This window comes from Sphingomonas sp. PP-F2F-A104-K0414, assembly GCF_004340945.1.
Classification (GTDB): domain Bacteria; phylum Pseudomonadota; class Alphaproteobacteria; order Sphingomonadales; family Sphingomonadaceae; genus Sphingomonas.
Genome location: NZ_SLYD01000006.1, coordinates 101,184 through 122,268, shown reverse-complemented (window position 1 = coordinate 122,268; position 21,085 = coordinate 101,184). Strand labels below are relative to the sequence as shown.

Annotated in this window: 23 protein-coding genes; 17 read left to right on the top strand and 6 right to left on the bottom strand. The window is 59.0% G+C overall.

What is annotated here, in order from left to right:
• Positions 1-50: 50 nt before the first annotated feature.
• Together C8J46_RS15590 and C8J46_RS15585 are read left to right on the top strand one after the other, a co-directional pair.
• Positions 51-656, top strand: coding sequence for a hypothetical protein (locus tag C8J46_RS15590; RefSeq protein ID WP_132741159.1), 606 nt, complete (start codon positions 51-53; stop codon positions 654-656).
• A 184-nt stretch (positions 657-840) separates the two neighbouring features.
• On the top strand, positions 841-1,164 hold the full coding sequence (locus tag C8J46_RS15585; RefSeq protein ID WP_132741157.1) for a hypothetical protein: 324 nt from the start codon (positions 841-843) through the stop codon (positions 1,162-1,164).
• 140 nt (positions 1,165-1,304) lie between these two features.
• Here the strand turns inward: C8J46_RS15585 and C8J46_RS15580 are convergent, their stop codons facing one another.
• Both C8J46_RS15580 and C8J46_RS15575 read right to left on the bottom strand, forming a co-directional pair.
• Positions 1,305-1,724 (bottom strand): hypothetical protein, encoded by a 420-nt coding sequence (locus C8J46_RS15580; RefSeq protein ID WP_132741155.1) that lies wholly within the window; start codon positions 1,722-1,724, stop codon positions 1,305-1,307.
• Between the two features lie 129 nt (positions 1,725-1,853).
• Positions 1,854-2,678, bottom strand: coding sequence for a hypothetical protein (locus tag C8J46_RS15575; protein WP_132741153.1), 825 nt, complete (start codon positions 2,676-2,678; stop codon positions 1,854-1,856).
• A gap of 635 nt (positions 2,679-3,313) precedes the next feature.
• Between C8J46_RS15575 and C8J46_RS15570 the strand changes: the two genes are divergently transcribed.
• On the top strand, positions 3,314-4,246 hold the full coding sequence (locus tag C8J46_RS15570; RefSeq protein WP_243643435.1) for a Crp/Fnr family transcriptional regulator: 933 nt from the start codon (positions 3,314-3,316) through the stop codon (positions 4,244-4,246).
• Positions 4,247-5,254: 1,008 nt separating this feature from the next.
• On the top strand, positions 5,255-5,545 hold the full coding sequence (locus C8J46_RS15560; RefSeq protein ID WP_165886584.1) for a hypothetical protein: 291 nt from the start codon (positions 5,255-5,257) through the stop codon (positions 5,543-5,545).
• A gap of 211 nt (positions 5,546-5,756) precedes the next feature.
• On the opposite strand, the gene C8J46_RS15555 is transcribed toward C8J46_RS15560, so the two are convergent.
• Positions 5,757-6,170, bottom strand: a complete 414-nt coding sequence (locus tag C8J46_RS15555) for a response regulator (RefSeq protein ID WP_243643434.1) — start codon at positions 6,168-6,170, stop codon at positions 5,757-5,759.
• Positions 6,167-8,131: a GAF domain-containing protein gene (locus tag C8J46_RS15550; RefSeq protein ID WP_132741147.1), complete on the bottom strand. Its 1,965-nt coding sequence runs from the start codon at positions 8,129-8,131 to the stop codon at positions 6,167-6,169. Before C8J46_RS15550 ends, C8J46_RS15555 begins: the two co-directional genes overlap by 4 nt.
• Before the next feature lie 169 nt (positions 8,132-8,300).
• Between C8J46_RS15550 and C8J46_RS15545 the strand changes: the two genes are divergently transcribed.
• From C8J46_RS15545 to C8J46_RS15535, 3 genes are all read left to right on the top strand, one after another.
• Positions 8,301-8,708: a response regulator gene (locus C8J46_RS15545; RefSeq protein WP_132741145.1), complete on the top strand. Its 408-nt coding sequence runs from the start codon at positions 8,301-8,303 to the stop codon at positions 8,706-8,708.
• A gap of 781 nt (positions 8,709-9,489) precedes the next feature.
• A complete protein-coding gene (locus C8J46_RS15540) occupies positions 9,490-9,990 on the top strand; it encodes a hypothetical protein (protein WP_132741143.1) in 501 nt (166 codons plus the stop codon).
• A 29-nt stretch (positions 9,991-10,019) separates the two neighbouring features.
• Positions 10,020-11,429 carry a hypothetical protein gene (locus tag C8J46_RS15535; RefSeq protein ID WP_243643433.1) on the top strand — a complete coding sequence of 470 codons (1,410 nt, stop codon included), beginning with the start codon at positions 10,020-10,022 and terminating at the stop codon, positions 11,427-11,429.
• 132 nt (positions 11,430-11,561) lie between these two features.
• On the opposite strand, the gene C8J46_RS15530 is transcribed toward C8J46_RS15535, so the two are convergent.
• Positions 11,562-12,620 carry a serine hydrolase domain-containing protein gene (locus C8J46_RS15530; protein WP_132741141.1) on the bottom strand — a complete coding sequence of 353 codons (1,059 nt, stop codon included), beginning with the start codon at positions 12,618-12,620 and terminating at the stop codon, positions 11,562-11,564.
• A gap of 225 nt (positions 12,621-12,845) precedes the next feature.
• Here C8J46_RS15530 and C8J46_RS15525 point away from each other — a divergent pair, with 225 nt between their 5' ends.
• From C8J46_RS15525 to C8J46_RS15485, 9 genes are all read left to right on the top strand, one after another.
• Complete coding sequence (locus tag C8J46_RS15525; RefSeq protein ID WP_132741139.1) at positions 12,846-14,138, top strand: hypothetical protein; 1,293 nt, start codon at positions 12,846-12,848, stop codon at positions 14,136-14,138.
• A 113-nt stretch (positions 14,139-14,251) separates the two neighbouring features.
• Positions 14,252-14,683: a DUF3768 domain-containing protein gene (locus C8J46_RS15520; protein ID WP_132741137.1), complete on the top strand. Its 432-nt coding sequence runs from the start codon at positions 14,252-14,254 to the stop codon at positions 14,681-14,683.
• Positions 14,684-15,523: 840 nt separating this feature from the next.
• Complete coding sequence (locus C8J46_RS21255; RefSeq protein ID WP_243643432.1) at positions 15,524-15,694, top strand: hypothetical protein; 171 nt, start codon at positions 15,524-15,526, stop codon at positions 15,692-15,694.
• A gap of 252 nt (positions 15,695-15,946) precedes the next feature.
• Entirely contained in the window at positions 15,947-16,873 is a 927-nt protein-coding gene (locus tag C8J46_RS15505) for a DNA/RNA non-specific endonuclease (protein WP_132741131.1), read from the top strand.
• 75 nt (positions 16,874-16,948) lie between these two features.
• Positions 16,949-17,119 carry a hypothetical protein gene (locus tag C8J46_RS20910; RefSeq protein ID WP_165886583.1) on the top strand — a complete coding sequence of 57 codons (171 nt, stop codon included), beginning with the start codon at positions 16,949-16,951 and terminating at the stop codon, positions 17,117-17,119.
• 26 nt (positions 17,120-17,145) lie between these two features.
• Positions 17,146-18,165, top strand: coding sequence for a hypothetical protein (locus tag C8J46_RS15500; protein WP_132741129.1), 1,020 nt, complete (start codon positions 17,146-17,148; stop codon positions 18,163-18,165).
• 10 nt (positions 18,166-18,175) lie between these two features.
• Entirely contained in the window at positions 18,176-18,937 is a 762-nt protein-coding gene (locus C8J46_RS15495) for a hypothetical protein (protein WP_132741127.1), read from the top strand.
• A 25-nt stretch (positions 18,938-18,962) separates the two neighbouring features.
• Positions 18,963-20,036, top strand: coding sequence for a M4 family metallopeptidase (locus tag C8J46_RS15490; RefSeq protein WP_243643431.1), 1,074 nt, complete (start codon positions 18,963-18,965; stop codon positions 20,034-20,036).
• Positions 20,036-20,386 carry a protealysin inhibitor emfourin gene (locus tag C8J46_RS15485; RefSeq protein WP_132741123.1) on the top strand — a complete coding sequence of 117 codons (351 nt, stop codon included), beginning with the start codon at positions 20,036-20,038 and terminating at the stop codon, positions 20,384-20,386. Before C8J46_RS15490 ends, C8J46_RS15485 begins: the two co-directional genes overlap by 1 nt.
• A 20-nt stretch (positions 20,387-20,406) precedes the next feature.
• Here the strand turns inward: C8J46_RS15485 and rpsU are convergent, their stop codons facing one another.
• Positions 20,407-20,607 (bottom strand): 30S ribosomal protein S21, encoded by a 201-nt coding sequence (gene rpsU / locus C8J46_RS15480; RefSeq protein WP_056483632.1) that lies wholly within the window; start codon positions 20,605-20,607, stop codon positions 20,407-20,409.
• Positions 20,608-20,811: 204 nt separating this feature from the next.
• Here rpsU and C8J46_RS15475 point away from each other — a divergent pair, with 204 nt between their 5' ends.
• Entirely contained in the window at positions 20,812-21,033 is a 222-nt protein-coding gene (locus C8J46_RS15475; protein WP_132741121.1) for a hypothetical protein, read from the top strand.
• Positions 21,034-21,085: the final 52 nt, after the last annotated feature.

The following is a 21,085-nucleotide window of genomic DNA, read 5'->3' as shown; positions in this document are numbered from 1 at the left end:
GCTAGTAGCGAACCATCGCTGCAGTGCGCATGACAAGAGAAAGGACGGCAATGCGCTACGCCTATAGAGAGGAAAATGTCGATTATGTCGCCGATCTGACATTTGACGCTCTTAGCTATGAGGAGATCCACGACAAGAAGCTGTCGCGTCCTCCCAGCAGGGTGCGCCTCGGCTTGCGACAGAGACGCGCTGATTTTGCCAAGATCATCGAACTTGGTGACGTGTCCGTACCCGGTGCGCCGTGGTTCAACGCACGGATTATGGTGCTGATGGATGAAACCCTGTTCGTAGGCGTCGATGACGGTCTGCTACTGATAGATGCCGCAACGGCCAACATTCTGAAGCGCATCCGAACTGGCAATACGGAAGTATTGGAGATCGTACCTGATTTTGATCGCCGCCGGGTCTATGTCGTCAATGAGCCGTACGGATTTGTTGCGGAGGACAACGCTTCAAATGTCGGAGCGTACGAACATAACGGCAGGCTCGCCTGGCGCGCACCGATGGCGGTTGAAGAGTGGTCGGACGCGAAAGGTTACTCCCAGATCATAGCGTTAGATCAGGCGGTGCTCGAAGTGACGACATGGACCGGGCGTTGCCACGTGGATGCCGAGGACGGTCGCGTGGTCAACTGCTGGTTCACGAAGGGAATGTAGGAGCTTCTCAGCGTTCCCCAAAACGAGGGCGGGCCGGGAAGCCCAGAGCGCTCCCAAAAGGATCGGAGAATGGGAACGCGGCCAACTTTCCGAAATTCGCCAAGCGCAAGGAAATGGGAAGCGATCACGCCGATACGAACGGCAAAATTTGGTAGCAAGCGGCCATAAGGTTATAAGACGGCCGATGAACCTCTATCCGAAAATCAAACTTTCGGCTCTCCGGGACATAGGTTGGAAGCTGTGGGACCCGATAGGCTTGGGACTGCCGGGAGAGGGCTGGCCAGAGCATTGCGCCGACGAATATGACAGATACCTGCTTCACGTCGTCGGCATGTTAAATCAGGGAAACTCCCCAGAAGAGGCAGCAGAATATCTCGAGTGGGTCGGGTCAGAGTACATGGGCTTGGGCCCGTCAAATACTCTCGCCCGTAAAGCGTGTGTCGAAACGGTCCAAGGGATCATTGCCTATCTCCAAGATTTGCGCGAAATTCCCCTCAGCGTCCGCTAATGGCCGTTCTTTCCCGATCCAGCTTTCTCGCGAGGGATCGACTTTCGGGAACCGCTGGCGACGGACCTCGTATGCTAACGAGCTGGTAAGCTGCTGCCGGTCCCATGGACACCAGGTTAGGCTAGCCTGCTTCTCGAAAGCTATGGCGCGCGCGAAGCATCCCCTAGGTACAATGGCGGCAATGATTGAACATCGAATCCGAAATTTATTTTGAGTAGATTATCTATATAAGCCTTGCGGACCGCACCCAGGCTGACAGGACTCTTACCCCCGAGATAGTCAGGGTCTTCTTTGCCGCGACGCACTGCGATTTCACGGAGGTACTGAAATTCGTCGTCAGAATTTACACCGGTGGTTGGCGTAAATCCAATCTCGTCATGAAGACCACGTCCGTGGTAGCGCTCAATGTCCAGCATGGCGTAAATATAGGTTGGTGGATCTTCCACTTCGTCAATTACGCGTGCGGCCCAATCGGCAATTTCACTCCGATCGACAGTGCCAGTTATCAAAGCGGCGACTGCGAAGCCGAGGTCGATTGAGTCGTTGAATATCACGCGCACACTACTAATCCTTTGAGATGTGCAATGTCTTGATTGCTGCATTATGAGCACACCGACTGTCTCGCAAACGATCGCATTTTGGGAATGCGCGCGCTTTCCGAGCGCCGGTTAGCGGAGGCGGCAAGCAGCTTACCCTCGTGGAGTGTCCACGTAGGCCCTGTACGGGTTCTGACCATCGGTCACTATGAGCGTGATAGTACCGCCGGATGCATCAGGGGGTGGAATAAAGTAAATACTATCCACATCCTTATTAATATTGGCCAACGGAAAATCTTCAAAAATAGCCCCGTCTCGAACGACATAATGACCTAGATGGCTAGTATGATCGCTCCGTTCTATTCCAAAGAAGGATTTTTCATTTCCAAAGCTGCTACACAGCTTCAGGCTCGAACTGATAGATGCTATTGTATTGATGCAGCTATCTGTCTGAACCTTTTCACGGGGAATGTCTTCATATTTCATCGTATAGGACTTTTCGATCGGATCACTAAAGCCAAATGCGGGTGCGAACCCGAACGGGTTATTTTCAATGTAGCGCCTTACCTCGCTACCGTTGGTTAAAAAGAGACTCCAACCGGATCGGTCATCTATTTTGAAGCCACATGGCAATGTCAGCATTGCGATGTCACGAACCTGAATACCTTTTTGCAGCGGTACGATAGAGTTCTTGATACGGCTCGTGATATTCGAACCCACCGAAGCATGGACAAGTTGATCAGTAGTGCATGCGCTACCATTTGAATCATGCTTGAGCACTGGCGTTCCAACGTCTTCCGTAGATTGCTTGCTGCGCGAAGACGCTTGCTCGTTTAGCACCTCATAGAGCGTTGAGGCTGACCGATTGGCTTTGTGTTCGGAAGCTTTGTCATTGGTTTGCGCAGTCGCTTGAGGGGCGGCTCCCGCCCCGCCAATCGATATAAGCACGGCCATCATCATGACAGTCTGGGTTCGCATTGCTTCGATCCTAGCCTCCGCAGATTTTGCAGGGTCACCCGCCATCCCGCAAACCAAGGCGATGATCAACCGCCGAGGATTAAGCTTTACCAAGACGGACGGCTATCTAGCCGCGGTTTGTAGAAGCCGAATTTGCTTACCGTTTAGGCCTTCGCAGCTGTTGGCTCATTTCCCCAAAAGGAACGGCTTGCGAGGCGGCCGGGGCATTTCCATTGGGATCGAGATTCGGGAATGTCCAACATGGGAAGGAAAGCGGACCGACCGCTTTCGGGGCAGCAGTCGAGGAAGCCGACCGCTGATTGGCCGTCGGAAGCGCATGCGCGTCCCATTTGGCGGGACCGTCCACTTTCCGTGCTCTATCGATTGAGCGCCGGCTATGCCCTACCTTACTGGTGTCCCTTCATGAATACGTGATACTGATATGTGTAAGTAATTTTAGGGTATTAATCACTCAGAATTTCAGTAGCACTCGGACGATGAGGTTCGTTTTTCACAAACCGGCCCGTTTGCCGCAAATTTGTGAACAATAACCGATTTGCATCTCTGTTCTATAAATAACTCAATGCGAAACACCAGTTGACCTTAATTTGCATCGGCAAAATGCCGCCTGCACCCAAAGCGATGAAGCGATGCTGATGTCTGATGCCTGGCTCGCCGACACTCGATCAGAACTCAAAACTCTGCTTGATGTTTTTGACCTGCACGGCAAGACATTGGCATCAGCGCAGTTGAAAATAGTTTTAGAACTTCTTGATGCTAAACCAGATAAAAAATTAGGGCATGGTGATACCTACGAAGATCGTAGGTCATTAGCACCGGCGATGGAGCCGGCTACTTTCAAAGCTAAGAACCCACTTATCACCAAACTGTCGCGGGTAATGACGCTCTCACAGGACGACTGCGCTGGCCTTCAGGCGATGTGCCAGGATGTGCGTCAAACTGGCGCCCGGCGTGACATCATTCGTGATGGCGACAGACCGGAGCGTGTCCACCTTATTCTGAACGGTTGGGCGTGTCGGTACAAAATTTTGAAGAACGGCAAGCGGCAAATTACCGCTCTGCTGCTCCCCGGAGATTTTTGTGACCTGCACGTAGGCGTGCTCGATCGAATGGATCATGCCATCGGCGCCATAACTTCGACCACCTTCGCCTACGTTGATCGCCTGCAATTTGAGGAACTAACACGCTCACGACCGGCAATCATGCGAGCGCTGTGGTGGGCAACGTTGGTCGATGAAGGCGTATTGCGAAGCTGGCTTGTTAGCCTCGGCGTTCGAACAGCGCGCGAACGGGTAGCGCACCTCATTTGCGAACTTCGTGAACGGATGCGCAATATCGATCGCGAAGACGGTGGTCAGTTCGCTATGCCGTTAACCCAGCCGGATTTAGCTGAGGCTCTTGGGCTTACAGCGGTGCACATCAACCGTGTCGTTCGTCAGCTTATGAAGGAAGGCGTGCTTGAAATACGCAAGGGTCAGGTCACAGTGCTCGATCTGCCTGCCCTCACCGAGATTGCTGAGTTTGACCCTAGCTACCTCCACGCACAGTCGATCGACAAGCACAAGTGAGCGAGCCGAACGCAGTCAGTATGACGCGCGGCAACCGCAAAGCGGTTCGCCTCTACCAAGTTCAGAGTACCGTGGACATGCCAAGAATAACGGCTTTATTTAGGATCATGATCAGACAAATTTTCAGCGAGATGAAGGGCATCGGCTAGATAAGCCGCAATCAAACTTTGCTCCTGGGAGTCCGCGAGCAGGAGCGCCCAAGCTATGGCTGCACGTAAGGACTCGACATTTTGTGCGCTCATCGCCGGCATATCACCTGTCCGCTTCTTCCAGTTCAGCGGGGGTCATCGCATAAGGTTAATTTCGCGAGCTTCACGCAGATCAAGGCTTCAGCAATTATTTCCGGCAAGATCGTTTTATGATTGGTGACCAAGCTCGCGGCGAGGCCGCTCAGTGCATTCTAGACGTTCGCTCATTGCGGAAGGTCATGTTCCCGAGTGAGCTCTTCGACGAGTTCGCCTGGAATATGATGCTGCATCTGTTTGTCGGGCTAGCCAATAACCAAGTTATGACGGAAGTTGCTCTCATCGAGAAAGCCGGAGCCAGCGAGCATTCCGGTCGGAGGTGGATTGAGCATCTTGTGAAAGACGGTCAGGTGGCGGAGCGACGCGACCATGACGATGTGGTTCTTACCACAGACGCCATAGCTCACCTGCGAACCTTCTTGGACGACGTCCTAAATCGCGGAGACGCAATAGTACGCGGCTGAGCGTCATCGGAATGGCTGGTTAGAGCATCAGCAGGCGGGCCATGTCGACGCCAAAAAGGCCGAGGTCGCGAAAGTGCTGATTTTGCATCGGGAGTGGCGGGCCGAGATCATCGTCCTGAACGGATGTCCGCTTTCAAGAACCCCATTTAGCCAGATGAGCGTCCGGGTGTGGGCGTTCTTGCCCGAGCCGGCATTCTCGCGAGGGATCGAGAAATGGGAATCCCGTTCGTCCGTAACATTTGGCGATGTTAGAGACGCAAGCCATTGCGGTACCGATCGCGATTGGCGAGGCTATCATTATGCAGATTAAGGTCATGGTCGATTACGGCTGCGCGCCATTGTGGTGGGACGGAGGCGAACGGGTTGGCAACATCAACCCCCAGACTCTGCCGCTAAGCGAAGGGCTTGTAGAGGCACTGTGGGCTTGGGCCGGCGAATACGACGCGACGCTGAACATCGACGATCCGGCCAGATCCGGCTTTAACGATGATGCCGCTGCACGTGACTTCAACGATCGCGGTCGATCTCTTAGCGATCGCGTTGCCGGGGAGCTTGAGGGCGCAACCGTGCGCTTCTGGGAACCATCCTAGCGACCGCTGTCGGTAGTCCCGGTGATCGAGACGCCTGATGCCGTCCCGAAATCGATCGAGAAACGGGAAAGCGTGTCCATTCCTAAAACTGATCCATATCGCTGAAACGAGAAGGATCTGGGTGTCGGAACCGGTCGTCCTGGGCCGTGAACCAGTACGAACGTCAGCGTCGCATCCTGACACTAAGACGCATACCGCCGTCGCAATTCCCTCAATCCGGCCGGTTTTCGGCGTCTTGGATCGCTGTCATTCGTCGCATAGTCTCGATCACGCGTTCGTAGTTTAGTGGCTTGGTCATGAAGACGGCACGCTCAGGCATGTCCGCCCGTGCGGGAGCCGGCCCCGCAGTGATGATGATAATTTCGATAGGTGGCCAACGCTTGCGGACCGCGGCAGCAAGGTTCATCCCGTCCATTGCGCCCGGCATATCGATGTCGGTCAGGACAAGGCGGACGTCAGTCCTGGTTTCTAGCAGCGCTACTGCATGGCTGGCATCATGCGCTTCCAAGACCTCAAAGCCGGCGCGTTCGGCCATGTCGATCATGTCCAGCCGTTGCAACGGCTCGTCCTCGACGATCAGCACAATGGCGGTATGTCCATCGATCTGGGGATCGGTTGTGCTCACGCTTGTTCCACTTCTGCGAGCCGTGCCGTGAAGGCAGCTCGCAGACCTTCCTTCTCATAGCGTATGTCGGAACCGCCGGTTCCGACGAGGCCCAGCCGAATTAGCTTTGAACCGAAGCCTTTACGCGTTGGTGCCGTGACCGCAGGCCCGCCTCGTTCGGCCCAGTCCAGCGCCAGTTGGCATTCGTCGCCGTCACCTTCAATCTGCCATGTGATGTCCACATGCCCGCTGGCTGCGCAAAGAGCTCCGTACTTGACGGCATTGGTGGCTAGTTCGTGGATCAGCAACGACGTCGACAGCGCAGCACGGGCGCCCATCTCGACCGATGGGCCCTGGATGGTGCAGCGGTCGCGTATGGCGGCTCCATCCAGTACTCCTCCTAGAATATCATTGAGGGTAGCTGCCTTCCAGCGACCGCTGGTAAGCGCGTCATGACCATGACCAAGCGCCTGCAATCTGCGCGTAAAGGCTTCGAGACCTTCGGGAGAAGCATCGCCGCGTAAGGTCTGCGTCGCGACGGCCTGTACCATCGACAATGCGTTTTTAAGCCGGTGAGCGATCTCTCCGTTGACCAGTCCTTGCTGCTCATCGTCTCGCCGTCTCGCGTTCGCAGTCTCAAGCCGGTCGGCAGCGCTGCGGAGGAATCCAACTTCGTCGTCCGTCCAGTGATACGGGCTGTCCTTGTGAATCAGGAGAACCGCAACCGTCCGATCACGCTCTCGCACTGGTACGATGACCACGGCGTGCGTACGAAGTGAAGTCCAGGCGGCAAAGTCAGCTGCGGTCCTTCGATCCGTCGAGGTATCGTCGATGACAACGACATCACCGGCAAGCAGCGCGGCGCGCAGTTCACCATAGTCCGAGAATCGGTGCTCGCCCTCGATCGAAGGCATGCCCGCCACCGACCACCCGGCTTCGACGCTTACGATCTCCCGGGTGTGATCCATTTCGCCAAAGGTGGCCCGCGACGCTCCCACCGCCTCGCCGATGATGCGTGAGGCTTCGACGATCATCCCATCGCTGTCGATCCGATCCCGCAATACGTCGCCCAACGCCAGCAGGGCCTCGCTGCGTCGGACGCCTTTGATGCGCGCGGTGACCTCGTGGAATATGACGGTGAAATCGTCACCACCGAGGGATTGCGCCGTACCGTCGTACCAACGTTCAAATACGCCCACCTGGCTAGTGAAGTGATACGGTTCCTGAGTCTCGACGACCCGCGCCAGCGCCAGAACCCATTCGTCTTCGATGTTGGGAATCAGTTCACGGATCGTGCGCCCGCGCGCATCGGCAGGATTGATGCCAACGAGATTGCCCCAGGCGTCATTCACCTCCTCGTATCGCCAGTCGCAGACCTTTCCGTCGGCATTGCGGATCACCCGTGCGTAAATGAAGCCGGTGTCCATCTTCTGATACAGGTCCTGCCAGCGGCGTTCGCTGATCGCCTGCGCCTTTCGGGACGCGTCACGCGCCGCCAGAGCTGCCTGGAGGTCCAGCGTGTCACGTCTCATCTCCAAAAGCGTCACGACCTGCCTCGACAGCCGTAGCAGCGCTGCCTCCTGATCTGCCGTCAGACCGGCCGGGCGAGGCGAAGTATCGATGACGCATAGCGAGCCTACGACCCCGAAGCGGGTCGCAAGGGGCGCGCCCGCATAGAAGCGGATGCCGTCGTCGGCGACGACCAGTGGGTTAGACACCGTACGTTCGTCGTTGGTCAGGTCAGGGATAACGATGAGGCTTCTGGCTGCCACGACGTGCCGGCATACGGAACTGTCGATGTCCGTCTCGCAGGGTTCAAACCCGATGCGCGCCTTGAACCATTGGCGGTCACCGTCCAAAAGCGAGACCAGCGCTGTCGGCGTCTCACATACCTGCGCAGCCAGAGCTACGATGTCGTCGAAGCTGATCTCGGGTCCCGTATCCAGCACTTCGTAATGGCTGATTGCCTCCGCGTTGGTCATCGCGCCCTCTCAATTCGCGCATGGGCGCATTGATTTGCAGCTAGCCGCCAAAAAGGCGAAATTCAAATGGCATACGCCGCACGGACCGTGACCTTGGCCTACAGCGATCCCGAAAGTTGAAATAGCATGTAGTAGGGCAACTCCGTGCGCGGCGGATGGTTGGGGCGTGATGACCCTTTCCACCGTCCCTTATGCCCTCGTCGTTGACGATGATCCGCTCATCATGATGGATACAACCAGCATTCTCGAAGACGCCGGATTTCGGTTCTATGAGGCTATGGATGGAGACGAAGCGAAACGTATTCTAGCGGCAAATTCGGAAAACATCGTGCTGCTGTTTTCAGACGTTGATATGCCCGGTGAGACAAACGGCTTTGCGTTAGCACGGCACGTTGCGGAGAATTGGCCAGCGATCGAAATCGTCATCGCCTCTGGCCATGTCCTGCCCAAGTCGGGCGAGATGCCTGAGAAAGCTACCTTCATTTCTAAGCCGTTTAACAAGCAAATGGTGCACGGGCATTTGCGCAACATGCTGCCTGACAGCAAATTACCAGAACCTCTGAAAAAGGCCGTTTAGCGACGCCATTCACCTGGTTCGCACCAGCCGTTAAGACCAGGGAGGACTTTCCCATAAACGAACGTTGACCGGGAAACCTGACTAGCCGAGCCGGCTGACAGCCGCAGACGGGTGCGTTTTCTCAAAATCTGTTCCCAATTTGAAATTCTCGAAATTGCGAATTTTCACGGCAAACTGGGAAAGCTGCCGATCGCTCTTGGGCGGATATGGGGTGACGTCTATACCCAAACCTGAAGCCGGGTGCTGATGTACACAACACCCTCAGCAGCATCGTCCGCGTATGTTCAACAAACTGACGTTTTCTGAACAGATGCTTCCCATCTCCTTAGATGCTGTAAAGCCACGCGTTCACAGATAGTTAGGCAAAGCGACCGTTCAACAAACGGGTGTCTGTGAACGGTTCAACGCGAGTGGTTGCAAGCGATCGGGGCAAAGCGGAAAATAGGTTCGAGCGTACCTACCCTAAACGCGGCCCCGAGGCGGCTACATCCGGGCGTTTGCCGTCTGAAAACTCACGCTGCGAGCGTCGCTTCTATTCGATCCCCCCGTGCGCGCCCGAAGACTTTAGTGACCGCTTTGTCCCAGAAAGCATCGAAGACGGCGGGAAATATTGTTGGCATCGCGGATCTACGACAAACGGGGGTGTTTTGCGCCGTGTGAGCAGGCCGACAGCTTTTAGCGTATATCTGATCTGTTCTATGTCCTGACCCCGCTTCGCGGCGGTGAGAGGGAAGGGGGATGGGTTTTCTTTTGATCCAGGTGGATCAAAGGAGAACCTCCCATGTCCCACATCATCGATATTGGCGGCGCGCCAGCTAATGAGGAATGCGCCCAACTCGGGCAAACCATCGACTTCGAGACGGCCAATACGCACGAGGTAATGGCCTACAAACTGGCGATGATCGCGCGCCACGGCATGCCACCGGAAGGATGCAAGCTGATCGTCCACACCAACCTGCATGACTTCGGTATCTATCGGACGCTCGCCCTGAAGGTTGAGGACGAAGACAGCGAGGCGGTCGCGGCATATGCGGAGGCCGTAGAGGAGGGGCTCGGCTCCTGGATTGAGGCGGGCTTCACAGCACCCATCAACTACACCGGCAAAGTCGCGAAGATCGAGCGCTCTGACCATACCGAGATGGTAATCGGTGCCCTCCTGACGACACGGCCGAACGCTGACGGGACGTTCCCGATCGCCGACTTCGCGATCCTTTACGGCCATTTAGCAGCGGCCTTCCCACAACAGGCCGAAACGGCGCGCCAGCGTCTCACCGCCGCGTAATCCCGCCTATCCTCTGGAGGATTGAGCCAATGCTGATGCTGCAGTCGCAGACTGCCGAGATCGTCTCGGCGGGCGCGTTTCCCGCCGTCCGGTCTCCGCGTGCTCGTGGGGCCGTGGAACTGGACCACTTCGATTCCACCGACATGCGCTGCTGGCTGACGCGTGGACGCTCGGTCGAGCAGGCGACCGAGCTCGCCCGGATCTGGCGATCCTATCCGGACCTTCCGCCGACGGCGCCGCTGGTTGACCGAATGGCGCGGGGGCGCGAACGGATCGCCGCTATGAAGCCCTTGAATGACGCGATCGCCGCGAAGACGGAAGCAGAGCGGCAGAACCGCAACTTCGCCTTCATGGCATCGCGCGCTCAGGACGGGACGATCACCGATAGCGAGATTGCTATCCTGCGTGGTCGGGATCTCCACGGCTACGATTGGGATCTCGCGGTTGCCTATGCGAGCGGCTGGACCGCAGCCGAGGCCGGTTGGGAGCATTGCTTTTGCGCCGATGGCATGCGCCGGCAAGAGGCCAAGCGGGAGGCCTACGACCGGGGCTTCGCCGATGCTGGAGGCGACCAGGGCGACCTATTCGACGCCGCGCGCCGCAGCAATCTCGCCGCCATGCGCAAGGACAATCAACGTCCGATTGAGACACCGCCTCTGGTCGCTCGACCGGTTCCGAGCAGCTGGCCGAAGCCGAACGACCATGCCCGCCCAACGCGGTGGTCGCGCCGTTTACTCATCGTCGCGGATGCCGCGATCGAGGAGGTGACGCCGGGATTGATGCGGGTGTCGGGTCTGCGACTGATCGACGAGGTCCGTGCCAGACACGGGACCGAGGCCATGACGATCGTCACGATCGATCGCCATGCTGGCTTCGTCGTGAACGACTGCCCGACCGAGATGAAGGCTCCTATTTCCGCAATGTGCGCAGACGAGATCATTGCGGATCCTCGCAATGGTGATGCGCTGCGTGCCATCCTCCGCGGACGCGAGATCGATGATATCTTGATCGCGGTACAGGGTGACTACCTTCGCATCGTCGACGCCTTTGCCAGCGCTCTGCCGTTGTGCGCGAACATGGAGCGATCGCGCAATTCGCTCTTGCAGCAGCGCGCCCATCTGCGCTGCTGGCTCGACCGGGGCTACGACGGCACCGACAATCTCGGCGCCGGCCACATCCGCTGGGGCAAGGCCGTCAAGGGCCTGACTGGTAAGCTCGGCGAGTTTACTGCTCGCCATGTCGGGCCCGCGCCCAGGCGTGGCCACCTGATCCGCATCGAGGCCGAAGGCGGCACGCTCGCCAAGGGCTACGCGACCTCCACCGGTGATCGTCTGGCGCCCGAGATTATCGTCTCCAACAAGATGAACATCCGACGCGAGATGGCCACGGCCCTGCGTGCCTTTGGCGGCGCAACCCGCCTGATGGACGCATGTGGCTGAGAGCGCTGCCCCCTTCTTACGAGTGTACGCATGAGGACTACCACGCCCGGTATCCGTGACCTGGCCGTGATGACCAAGGCCGGCCGGCATATCGTCGACATGCGATAGCAGCGTCCCCCTCGATAACGCCGTTTAAGCGCGGGCTATGGCTTCAACCCAGGTGCCAAGCTGTGATTGCGCTAAGTCCGTTGTGTTGAAGATCACGATCGTTTCGCTCTGGTCGAGCCGATGCGCGATGTGAGCGCGATACCCTTGAACCTTGCCTGTCTCCCAAGCCCAGAGTGTGCCGTCTATGGGATGCACACGACCGCCAAGGGCATATTCCTGTTCCGGCCATCGGATTGTCGTAAGTTCACGCCGTGAAGCTGCGCTCAATAGCGAGCCATGAAAGATGCCATGTGCCGCACGCACTGCGTCACGCACGGTTCCGGCCGCATTGCCGCTTGCCGCAACGAACGGCGGGATCGGATCCATCTTACGCACTGGCGGCGATGCACTGCCGTAGGCAGCAGCCAGTTTCGGCATCGGGGGTTGGCCCGATTGCGCGAACCCGGTAGCCGACATGCCGAGTGGGCGAAGCGTCTGCCTCGCGACTACCTCAGGAAATGACTTTCCGGTCAGCCGTTCAAGAATCGCCGCAACGATCACCCAATTTATTGCCGCGTAGTCCCATCCCTTGCCGGGCACGAACGACAAATCACCACCACCGAAGCGCGACAGTATAGCTGCCGCGCTCGCGGTCGAAGTTCGTAGCGCCGGCTCTTTCCCAAGCTGGCGGCTCAATAGATCCGGGATGCCACTGGTGTTCGATAGCACATGCTTCAACAGCACCTGCTCGCCCGTATCGTGCCGGAACTCTGGGAGATACGCAGTGACTGGGGCATCGAGCGACAACCGCTTCTGTTCAACGAAGCGAAGCACGGTAACGCTCGTCAGCCACTTCGATGCAGAGCCCCATTTGAATTGGGTGTCGGGTGAGATAGCCTTACCTGCTTCTACATCGGCCATGCCGACGTACCGAGCATGTTCGATCTTCCCGCCCCGGGCGTAGGCGAACGAGCCATTGAAGCTTGGCGGTAACTGGATCGCTTCGATTGCGGCGCGCTTTGCAGCGGATGATGGCTTCATCGCCAACGCGTTCGTTGCACCAAACGCTAGGCCGCTCGCCATCAACATACGTCTATCGATCATGCAGTCCCCCCTGTCTATTCAGTGACATATGCGACGAAAACCTCCCCGGATGGCCTGTCCGGTGCCGGTCTCATTCGAGAATGTCAGAACGCCTGAGTTGAAATCTTGACCAGTCATCAGCCGGTCATGGAGGGGCGGCGTACCCTTCTAAACAGCTAAAACGGCACAGGAGAGGAGAAGGATTGGGGGAGGGAGACCGGAATAGACCGGACAGGATCCTTCCCCATGCGCATCCGCTACATCGCTACATTTGCCGAGACGATCCGGACCGACCCGATAACGCTCGCTCGCGAGTATCTCTCGGCACGTGACGCAACCGATCACGAGTTTCAGACTGACGAGGCACGGTCGGCCTATGTCGACGTCCTGTCGGCGCTGGGTCGGTTTCAGCACAAGTCCGCGTTCGCACGGGCGTTGGCGCACCTCGACGTCGGCCCCGAGGCCTTGGACATTACGCGGCAGCACAACGGTATGCGCTCGATCACATGGTCGTTTGGGGAAGGGCCGACGTTCCCCGGCTTCACCGATGACACGACCTGGAACGGCTTCCTCAACGTCCGTGTACCGGTCTCGGCATGGCCTTACGTGCTGACCGAGCTGATAGCCGGCGCCGATGGGGATGCCGACACGATCAAGGCATATCGACGGATTGGCACCGCCGATGGCCTGGTATGTCTGTCCAACGGTTTCGCCACCCAAGAAGCAATGCCGACATGGCCAGAGTTCTTTCCTGACTATCCAGTCGATACGATGGTGCCGATCCCGTCTGAATGGTCGGAGATGAGCTGGCGTCATGAAACGGCGCCGAGCTTTGGACCGTGCGTTGGTCCGATGGGCGAGGCCGCACAGATTTGGGTTGACTACGAACTACCGGCGATGCGCGAATTTGCCGAGGCCGCGAGGTTCACCTTCAGCCGGCGTGACGCGATCGGTGAACTGACGGTCATCTACGAAGGCGATGACTATGCCGAAGCCCTTGGCCATATCGCGATTGAGACGCTTGCCTGCGCGTTTGCTCACCTCCTCGCAGAGCAGCTAGGTCCCGCCGAATGGCGCGAGATGCGAGTGGAAAACCGGACGATCGAGGCCGGCGTCTGCGCTTCGCATGATTTCCTCGACGCTAACATGGTCATGCTAGCGGCGTGGCAAGCTACGCGCTCGCCGGCGATCGTCGCCAATGGTGATGCTGATGGCCTTGGCACTGAACTCCACCACGTCAACGCGGCCTGGGAGGTCGCCACCCGCTATTATCTGACAGCCTCCAGCGAGGGGAGTAGGTTCGACGATTGGCGTGTTACGGGCCGCGATGTGCAGAGCTTGGCCGCTGCGGGGCACGATCTGGCGACGATCCCACCTTCGGACAGCGCCGGCCGGGTCTACTCGGTCGGCTTTGTCCAGACACATGGTACTTGTTGGATTGTCGATGTTGGCAACACCAGCCAGAGCTTCGACCACCTCATCGATGCAGAGGCTCACCTCTGGTCCGTCTTCGCGTCAGACGAAAGTCGCCACGCCTGAGCGACATCGACCTTTCTCCGTGGCCGACGGGTGGGCCCAAGGCTCAAGGAGGGAGGGAGGGGGGGTGACAGGCAGATTCGGGGAATGGCCCCGCCGAGCCTGAGGACACCGCCATGCTCCCTGCCACGATCGCCACCAGCGCCGCGCCCGAAGCCACTGGCAAGGATTGCCGGCTGCTCAACGGATCGCTGGCGAGCACCGGAGCGCGTCTGGCGTCCATCGCCCGTCTCAATGACCGTTGTCGCCAAGGCCTCGACCGTACCGCTCGGATCATGGTGACGAGGACCTGCCTTGGCACCTTCGCTTCCGGTGACGGCACCATGGAGATCGTCGTTCAAGCGAGCCTCTACGCCGCCATCCGCCACCATGTCTTCGCCGATGCGGATGCGGCCGAACGGGACCGCGGCAACTTCGAGTTCGAGGGGACGACGGTCTACTTCAAGATCGACTATTACGACGCTGCGTTTCAGTACGGATCGGAGGATCCCGCCGATGCCAGCATCACCCGGCGTGTGCTGACGATCATGGTCCGAGAGGACCTCTGACATGGTCACGGCAACACTGAAGCATCGCCGCCTGGACCTAATGTCATTGCTGACGCCTGGACCAGTCGACGAGAACTGGGAAGCCGAGAAAGCAGGCTGGCGCTGCTTCGTCATGGGCCATGATAACCCCAGCGGCCGGCGCGGCAGTAGTCTGCGCGCTGCGTGGCAACGCGGTTACGACGCTGCCTCCCAAAGTCGGGATCCAGTAGGGTTGATGCTTTGAAACGACGAAACGGATTGGCCGGGATGTAAAGAATTGCAGACCGTCCACTCACCGCGGACTCTTGCCACGGTGACGCCCCCCGCCCCAATCCTTGCTGGACGGGGTCGCTCGTAATGGACCTGGTTCGCGAAATCCCGATGCGATGAGGGCGAAGAATATTACGATCAGGACCGGCGTACCATACGTTACGGTTTAGAATAATACCTCCGTCGATCAGGTCGCGTAAGTGGTCTACAGATACTAGGAGCCCAGGGTAGAGTTGGACGAAGACCCTTTATATTCAGGTCGTAGGGAACATACTTAACCGCGATCGCTTTCTTATTTAATAATATAGGAGAGTGAAAATGCGGATTTTGACATCGATAGCAGCTGCAGCCCTGATTATTCCGGGTGTAGCGATGGCACAGACGACCGGGAGCACCACCGGTGGCACGACAAGCGGCGGTATGAGCGGATCAGCGACTGATACCATGAGCGGGGGAGCGTCGACCGGTTCTATGGATCAGACGAACCCGACGCCGAGTACATCAGGGTCGACCGCAACGACACGCACGCAGCATGGCACGAAGGCCCGCGGCAAGACGCGTGGCACAACGTCAGGTACGACGAGTGGCACGATGTCCGGTACAACCGGCAGCACGACTGGCGCGGACACGATGGGCGGTACGGCTGACGGCACCGCTGGTTCGATGAGTGGCACGAACCCTGGCGGCACAATGGGTGGCACGGCCGGCGGTACGATGGGCTCCACGACAGGGGGAACGCCCGGCACTACTCCGCCGCGCTGATCTTACCCATTTGTTTAAATGAAAGGCCGGGCGAGCGATCGCCCGGCCTTTTCGTATTCGTTCGAGAAAAAATCACGGGAAGGGTCGTAACTGACAGCTTCGCCTGCCCTTGATTGTGCAGTGTCAGGTAGCGGCGCATCAATGCAACGAGACTGCCACCTTGCGTCTCTATGCGTTTGTCCCCGACGCGGATGTCATCACAACACGACGGATCGAGCGCACCTGCCGTGAAACTCTGAGGAGCTGATCATTATGATCGACCTGTCATATAGACCCCGGTTGGCCGACCTTAGGACGCTCTCACCTCAAAGTCTCGGCTTACTGCCCTTCGAACGCGAAGGAGTAAGGACGTCCGACGCTGTCGCGTTCCAGGGTCGGGCAGGTTACGACGCAGATTTTCTCCCCGGCTTTGCCGTGCCGCTCCCTGATACCGGTGCCATTGCTGTGGATGTGCTGCCGGTTACGGGCAGCGATGGTGACCGCCTCGACTACGAACACTTCTCGATTCTCATGTCGAAAAGCCGGCGTCTTGCCCTCTTCACCGCCGTCAATATCGATGGAAGCGCCAGCGTGTCGGTACCACGTGGCGGAGATCCGTGGGCGTTCGACGGCCGCATTCCCGAAGAGGCCCAGGCGGGGGATGAGCTATATGCCGATAACGATTTCGATCGCGGCCATCTTGTGCGGCGCGAGGATCCGAACTGGGGCCCGACCGCCGGCGTAGCCAACCGCGATACCTTCCATTTCACCAACTGTGCGCCACAGCTCTCGGTCTTTAATCAGCGATCCTGGCTGAGCCTTGAGGACTACATCCTCGGCAACACGCGCCGGGTCGGCGAACGTGCGACCGTTTTTACGGGGCCTGTCTTCCGGCCCAATGATCCGGTTTACCGCGGCGTCGCTATCCCGCTGGCCTATTGGAAGGTGGTCGCCTTCATTCATGATGATGGCCGTCCATCGGCCTCCGCGTATCTGATCGATCACGATGTCGACCTGGGCGCGCAGTCGCTCCTGTTCGGAGCGTTCAAGACCTATCAGCGATCAATCCTCGCGATAGAAGGCCTGACGAACCTCGACTTTGGGTCGCTGCGCCAATTCGATGGGTTCTCGAACGAGGAGAAGGCGACCGGCGACGTTGTCCGGGTGCTGGTTACCGAGGCCGAAGATATTCGGCTGTAACGACCGCAAATAGCGCTGTCCTACAGAGAACATATATGGAACATCGGCGGTCGGATCAACAAGGAGAGTCGGACAATGACCGACATGATCGACGGCCCCATGCTCGTAGGTATCGCAGCGCTCATCACCAGCGTCGTCAATATCATCACGGCTGTTCGCACGCGTGATCGGCCAGCGGACGGTTCGCGTGTGCGGACGATCCAGCGGCGTAGAAAGAGAAGAGAGAATCGCAGTTTAGGCGCATGATGTCCGAAAGCCCGAAGGAGACCGTTATGCGCTGCCGCGTCATTTCCCTTCTGCCCGTACTGACGAGCCTGCCTCTGCTGGCAGGCTGTGCGACAAACGCAATCCAGCTCGAAACCGCGGGGACCGTTCAGGCCCGAGGCCAAGAGGCAGTCCTAGCCACGACGGCCTATTTCGACACGATAGAGCTGCGCCGTCGGGAGGCTGCTGCAGCGTTGGTCGCGAGCGATCCAAGCTGCCTGCCGGCGACTCCGCTGCGCATCCAGGTGCCTACGGCGCCGACCGTCCCGCCCGCACCTCTATGCCTTGCGAACGAGGCACCCGCCCCTGGCTATACGGCGTTCGAAATCGACATCGGGAGCAGTCCGCGAGCGGTACTGGAGCCACGTGTCGCACTGCTCGCCGCAATCGGTGGATACGCTGATGCGCCAGCGGCCATTCTCGACGCCCCCAAGACCGACGTATCGGCCGAGATCACCGCGTTCGCCGATCAGGCCGACCGGCTGGCCCGGTTCACGAACTTTGTGGCAGGCACCGACCTGCCAAACGTCACCGCTGCTGTCGCCAGCGAACAAGGGCAGAGCGTCGTCGCGCTGATCGCGTTTGCCAACGACCTTGCGCGCGAAGCGCGGCAAACCCGCGATGTGCGTGCATTGGTTGTCGAACGCGGCGCTGTCGTCGATCGCGCACTGGCATCGCTGTCCGTACAGGTCACAATTTGGGGCAGGGGGGCGGCGCGTAACGCCGACGATCTCTACGGCAACGCGCTGTTTCGAACCTACCTTCGCAATCGCACCAGTCTTTCGGCCGAACAGCGCGAGCAGCTGGCGGCCCGTGTTTTTGCCGCCCGGGAGGCCGCGAAGCAGGGACCCGTACGGGCGGCTAAAGTCGCAGACGCCATTGATCTCACCACGAAAGCCCAGGCCGGGCTGAGGGATGCCTTGGCAGGTCGCTTATCGCCGCAGCAGCGCCACGCCGCGGCTCGAATGAACATCGATCGCATCACCCGCGCGCTCGGACTGATCGCGTCGATTGCCACCCCCGCCTGAGGAGGATCCGATGACCACCTTTACCCAAGCCGTGGAGGCTGCAGACGCGCTCATCGATCAGGTTCAGAAACTGACCGAGGACCCCCGCTATCTCCCGCGCTTCTTCGATACGATGTTCGGCTTACGCACGGCGCTCGGTAACGAACGCGATCGGTTCGCTTCGTTGCACAGCTCCGAGACCGTGGACCGACCGGCGTTCGCCACGATCCTGGATCGCAGCGAACAGGCGGCGATGATCGGCGCCGCGCTTACTCCCGGCGATGCCGAGGTGTCGCGGTACGCGGCAGCCGTACAGCGCGCGATTGCGGCACTCGCTAATGGGGAGGTGGTGTCCGCTCGGCCAGCCCTGCGCGGCGCGCTGCGGCTTCGACGATCAGCAACGCCGTTGGTAAGACCCAGGCGCCGGCCTGATCCAACACCCGAGCCATATTACACCAGCCTAGTGAAGCTATTCCCGGTTGAGGCGGTAACGCTTTACCCCCTCGCCATAGGCATCGCGGGCACCGACATCGTCATCCGCTTGATCCTGATCGTCATCATCACGCTGTTCGTCATCGCACTGCGCTGGTTCGGCACGCAGGAGGAGAGTGGGGGAGATGCAGATGTGCTGGCGATCGGCGTGTCAGTCATCTCGTTCGAGCTCTACGCCGCCTCGCTAGGCGGGTTCGGCTACCTCCCGGGCGGCCCGGCGCAGACCAGCCAGTTCCTCGCTTTCATCACCATCATGTGGGTTGCGCTCGTACCGTTCGCGCTCCGCCACTCCCGCCGCTGATTTTAAAGGAGACACGGTCATGTGCATGTCCACGCATCGGCATTCGCTTCACTGCATCCTGCCGCCCTACATCCTATCCAAGATCGCCGAGAACGGTTCGCCCGCGTTGCGCGCTATGGCAATGCACAGCTTGATGATTGATCCGACCATCCGGATCGTCCGGGCCAGTACGGCTGGCCCCGTCACCGGAGATCTCGCCCGACGGCGGTCGGCTGCGGGCAACATCCTTGTCCCAAGTCCATTGCGCACAATCCGTGACGCCGGGGGTGAGCCCGAGGCGCCGGGTTCTGTGGTCGTGCGACGTGAAGGGGAGGGACCAACCGGCGATATCGCGGTCGATGAGGCCTATGACGGCTTGGGTGCAACGTTTGCGCTGTTCTGGGAGGCCTATCAGCGCAACTCGATCGACGATGCCGGGCTGCCGCTCGACGCCACGGTCCATTACGATCAGGACTACGACAACGCCTTCTGGGACGGCACCCAGATGGTATTCGGCGATGGCGATGGCGAGCTGTTCAACCGCTTCACGATCGCGCTCGATGTCATTGGTCACGAACTCACCCACGGCGTCACCGAGAAGGAGGCAGGACTCGCTTACTTCAACCAGTCGGGCGCGCTCAACGAGAGCATCTCGGACGTGTTCGGTAGCCTGGTGAAGCAGAAGCTGCTGGGCCAGGCGGCTGATCAAGCGGACTGGCTCATTGGTGCCGGACTGCTGACTTCTGCGGTCAAAGGCGTCGCGCTGCGGTCGATGAAGGAGCCCGGAACGGCCTATGACGATCCAGTCCTCGGCAAGGACCCGCAGCCGGGCCACATGGACGATTTTGTCCGCACCAATCAGGACAATGGCGGGGTTCACATCAACTCCGGTATCCCGAACCGGGCCTTCTACCTGGCCGCGACGACGATCGGTGGAAACGCATGGGACCGCGCCGGTCGGATATGGTACAATGCGCTGCTGGACCCCAATACGCGGGCCAACACAGACTTCGCCGGCTTTGCCCGCGTCACCATCGACGTTGCGGGGCGTTTGCACGGTACGGACAGTGCCGAGACGACAGCCGTCGCCGAAGCATGGACAGCGGTTGGAGTGATCTGATGCAGATGGGCAAGGCTTGCGACGAGACCGTGACGGGCGAAGCCCGGGTACGGATCGAGGGGGGCCTTGCCCATTTTCCCGGTCGTGCGAAGGAGCAGACCATTTCGTTCGGCGACCTCGCAACGCCCGAGCGCCAGGAACTCACCAGCCTTGCCGACCAGGCTGACTTCTTCGGTTGCGAGCCATCGACTGATATCGCCAGACCGGATGCGCGCACCTATACGGTTGGCCTTACGATCGATGGACGAAGCCGGGAGATGCGGCTCGCCGAGCCGATCCGTGACCCCGCAATGGCGAAGCTCGTCTCCGTTGTCCGCCGCCTGAGCAAACAGCACGCACCCACACGGTGACGGTCTAACAAACCCTAGGCTTACTGATCCTTTTCGGCGCGCTTGCGATCCGCCTTGCGCGCTCGGCTAACGGCCGCTGCGTGTTCGCGAGCTCGCTTCTCCGACGGTTTCTCGAAATGACGGCGCAGCTTCATCTCGCGGTACACGCCTTCACGTTGCAGCTTCTTTTTCAGAACGCGAAGAGCCTGGTCGACGTTGTTGTCGCGGACGATGACCTGCATGAAACCTGGCTTTCGAAATTGCGTCGCTGATTAAGACAGCCATGCCTATAAGCCCCGCAGGCATGTGCCAAGTCCATGATTAACTTGTCGGCTCCAAACGCAGTTTTCTAACGCGACTGTGTTTACTCCTGGCCCATGCTGGAACGGTTTCTACGCTGCAGCCCCTGGGCATTGACACTGATCCACTAGGCCGGAGAAGGCACGATGACCAATTCCGACATACCTACCTTTCGTGTTCAACTGCTACCGGCGCCGATGGTGATCGACGCTGATGGGCTCCCAGTCGCCAATTCTCATGTGGTCGAGATCGTATTCCCAGGGGACACGATCGATACGACGCTGGGGAAGGTGAACACCATCGTCGGGCCGGGAACTGCCAAGATCATCGTGGACGATGCGACGTACCGCGGGATCAGCCTTTGCTGAGTTTGCGCGCTGTGTAGCCTTCGGGCAGGGGAGCCTGCCAAACAAGGAAGCA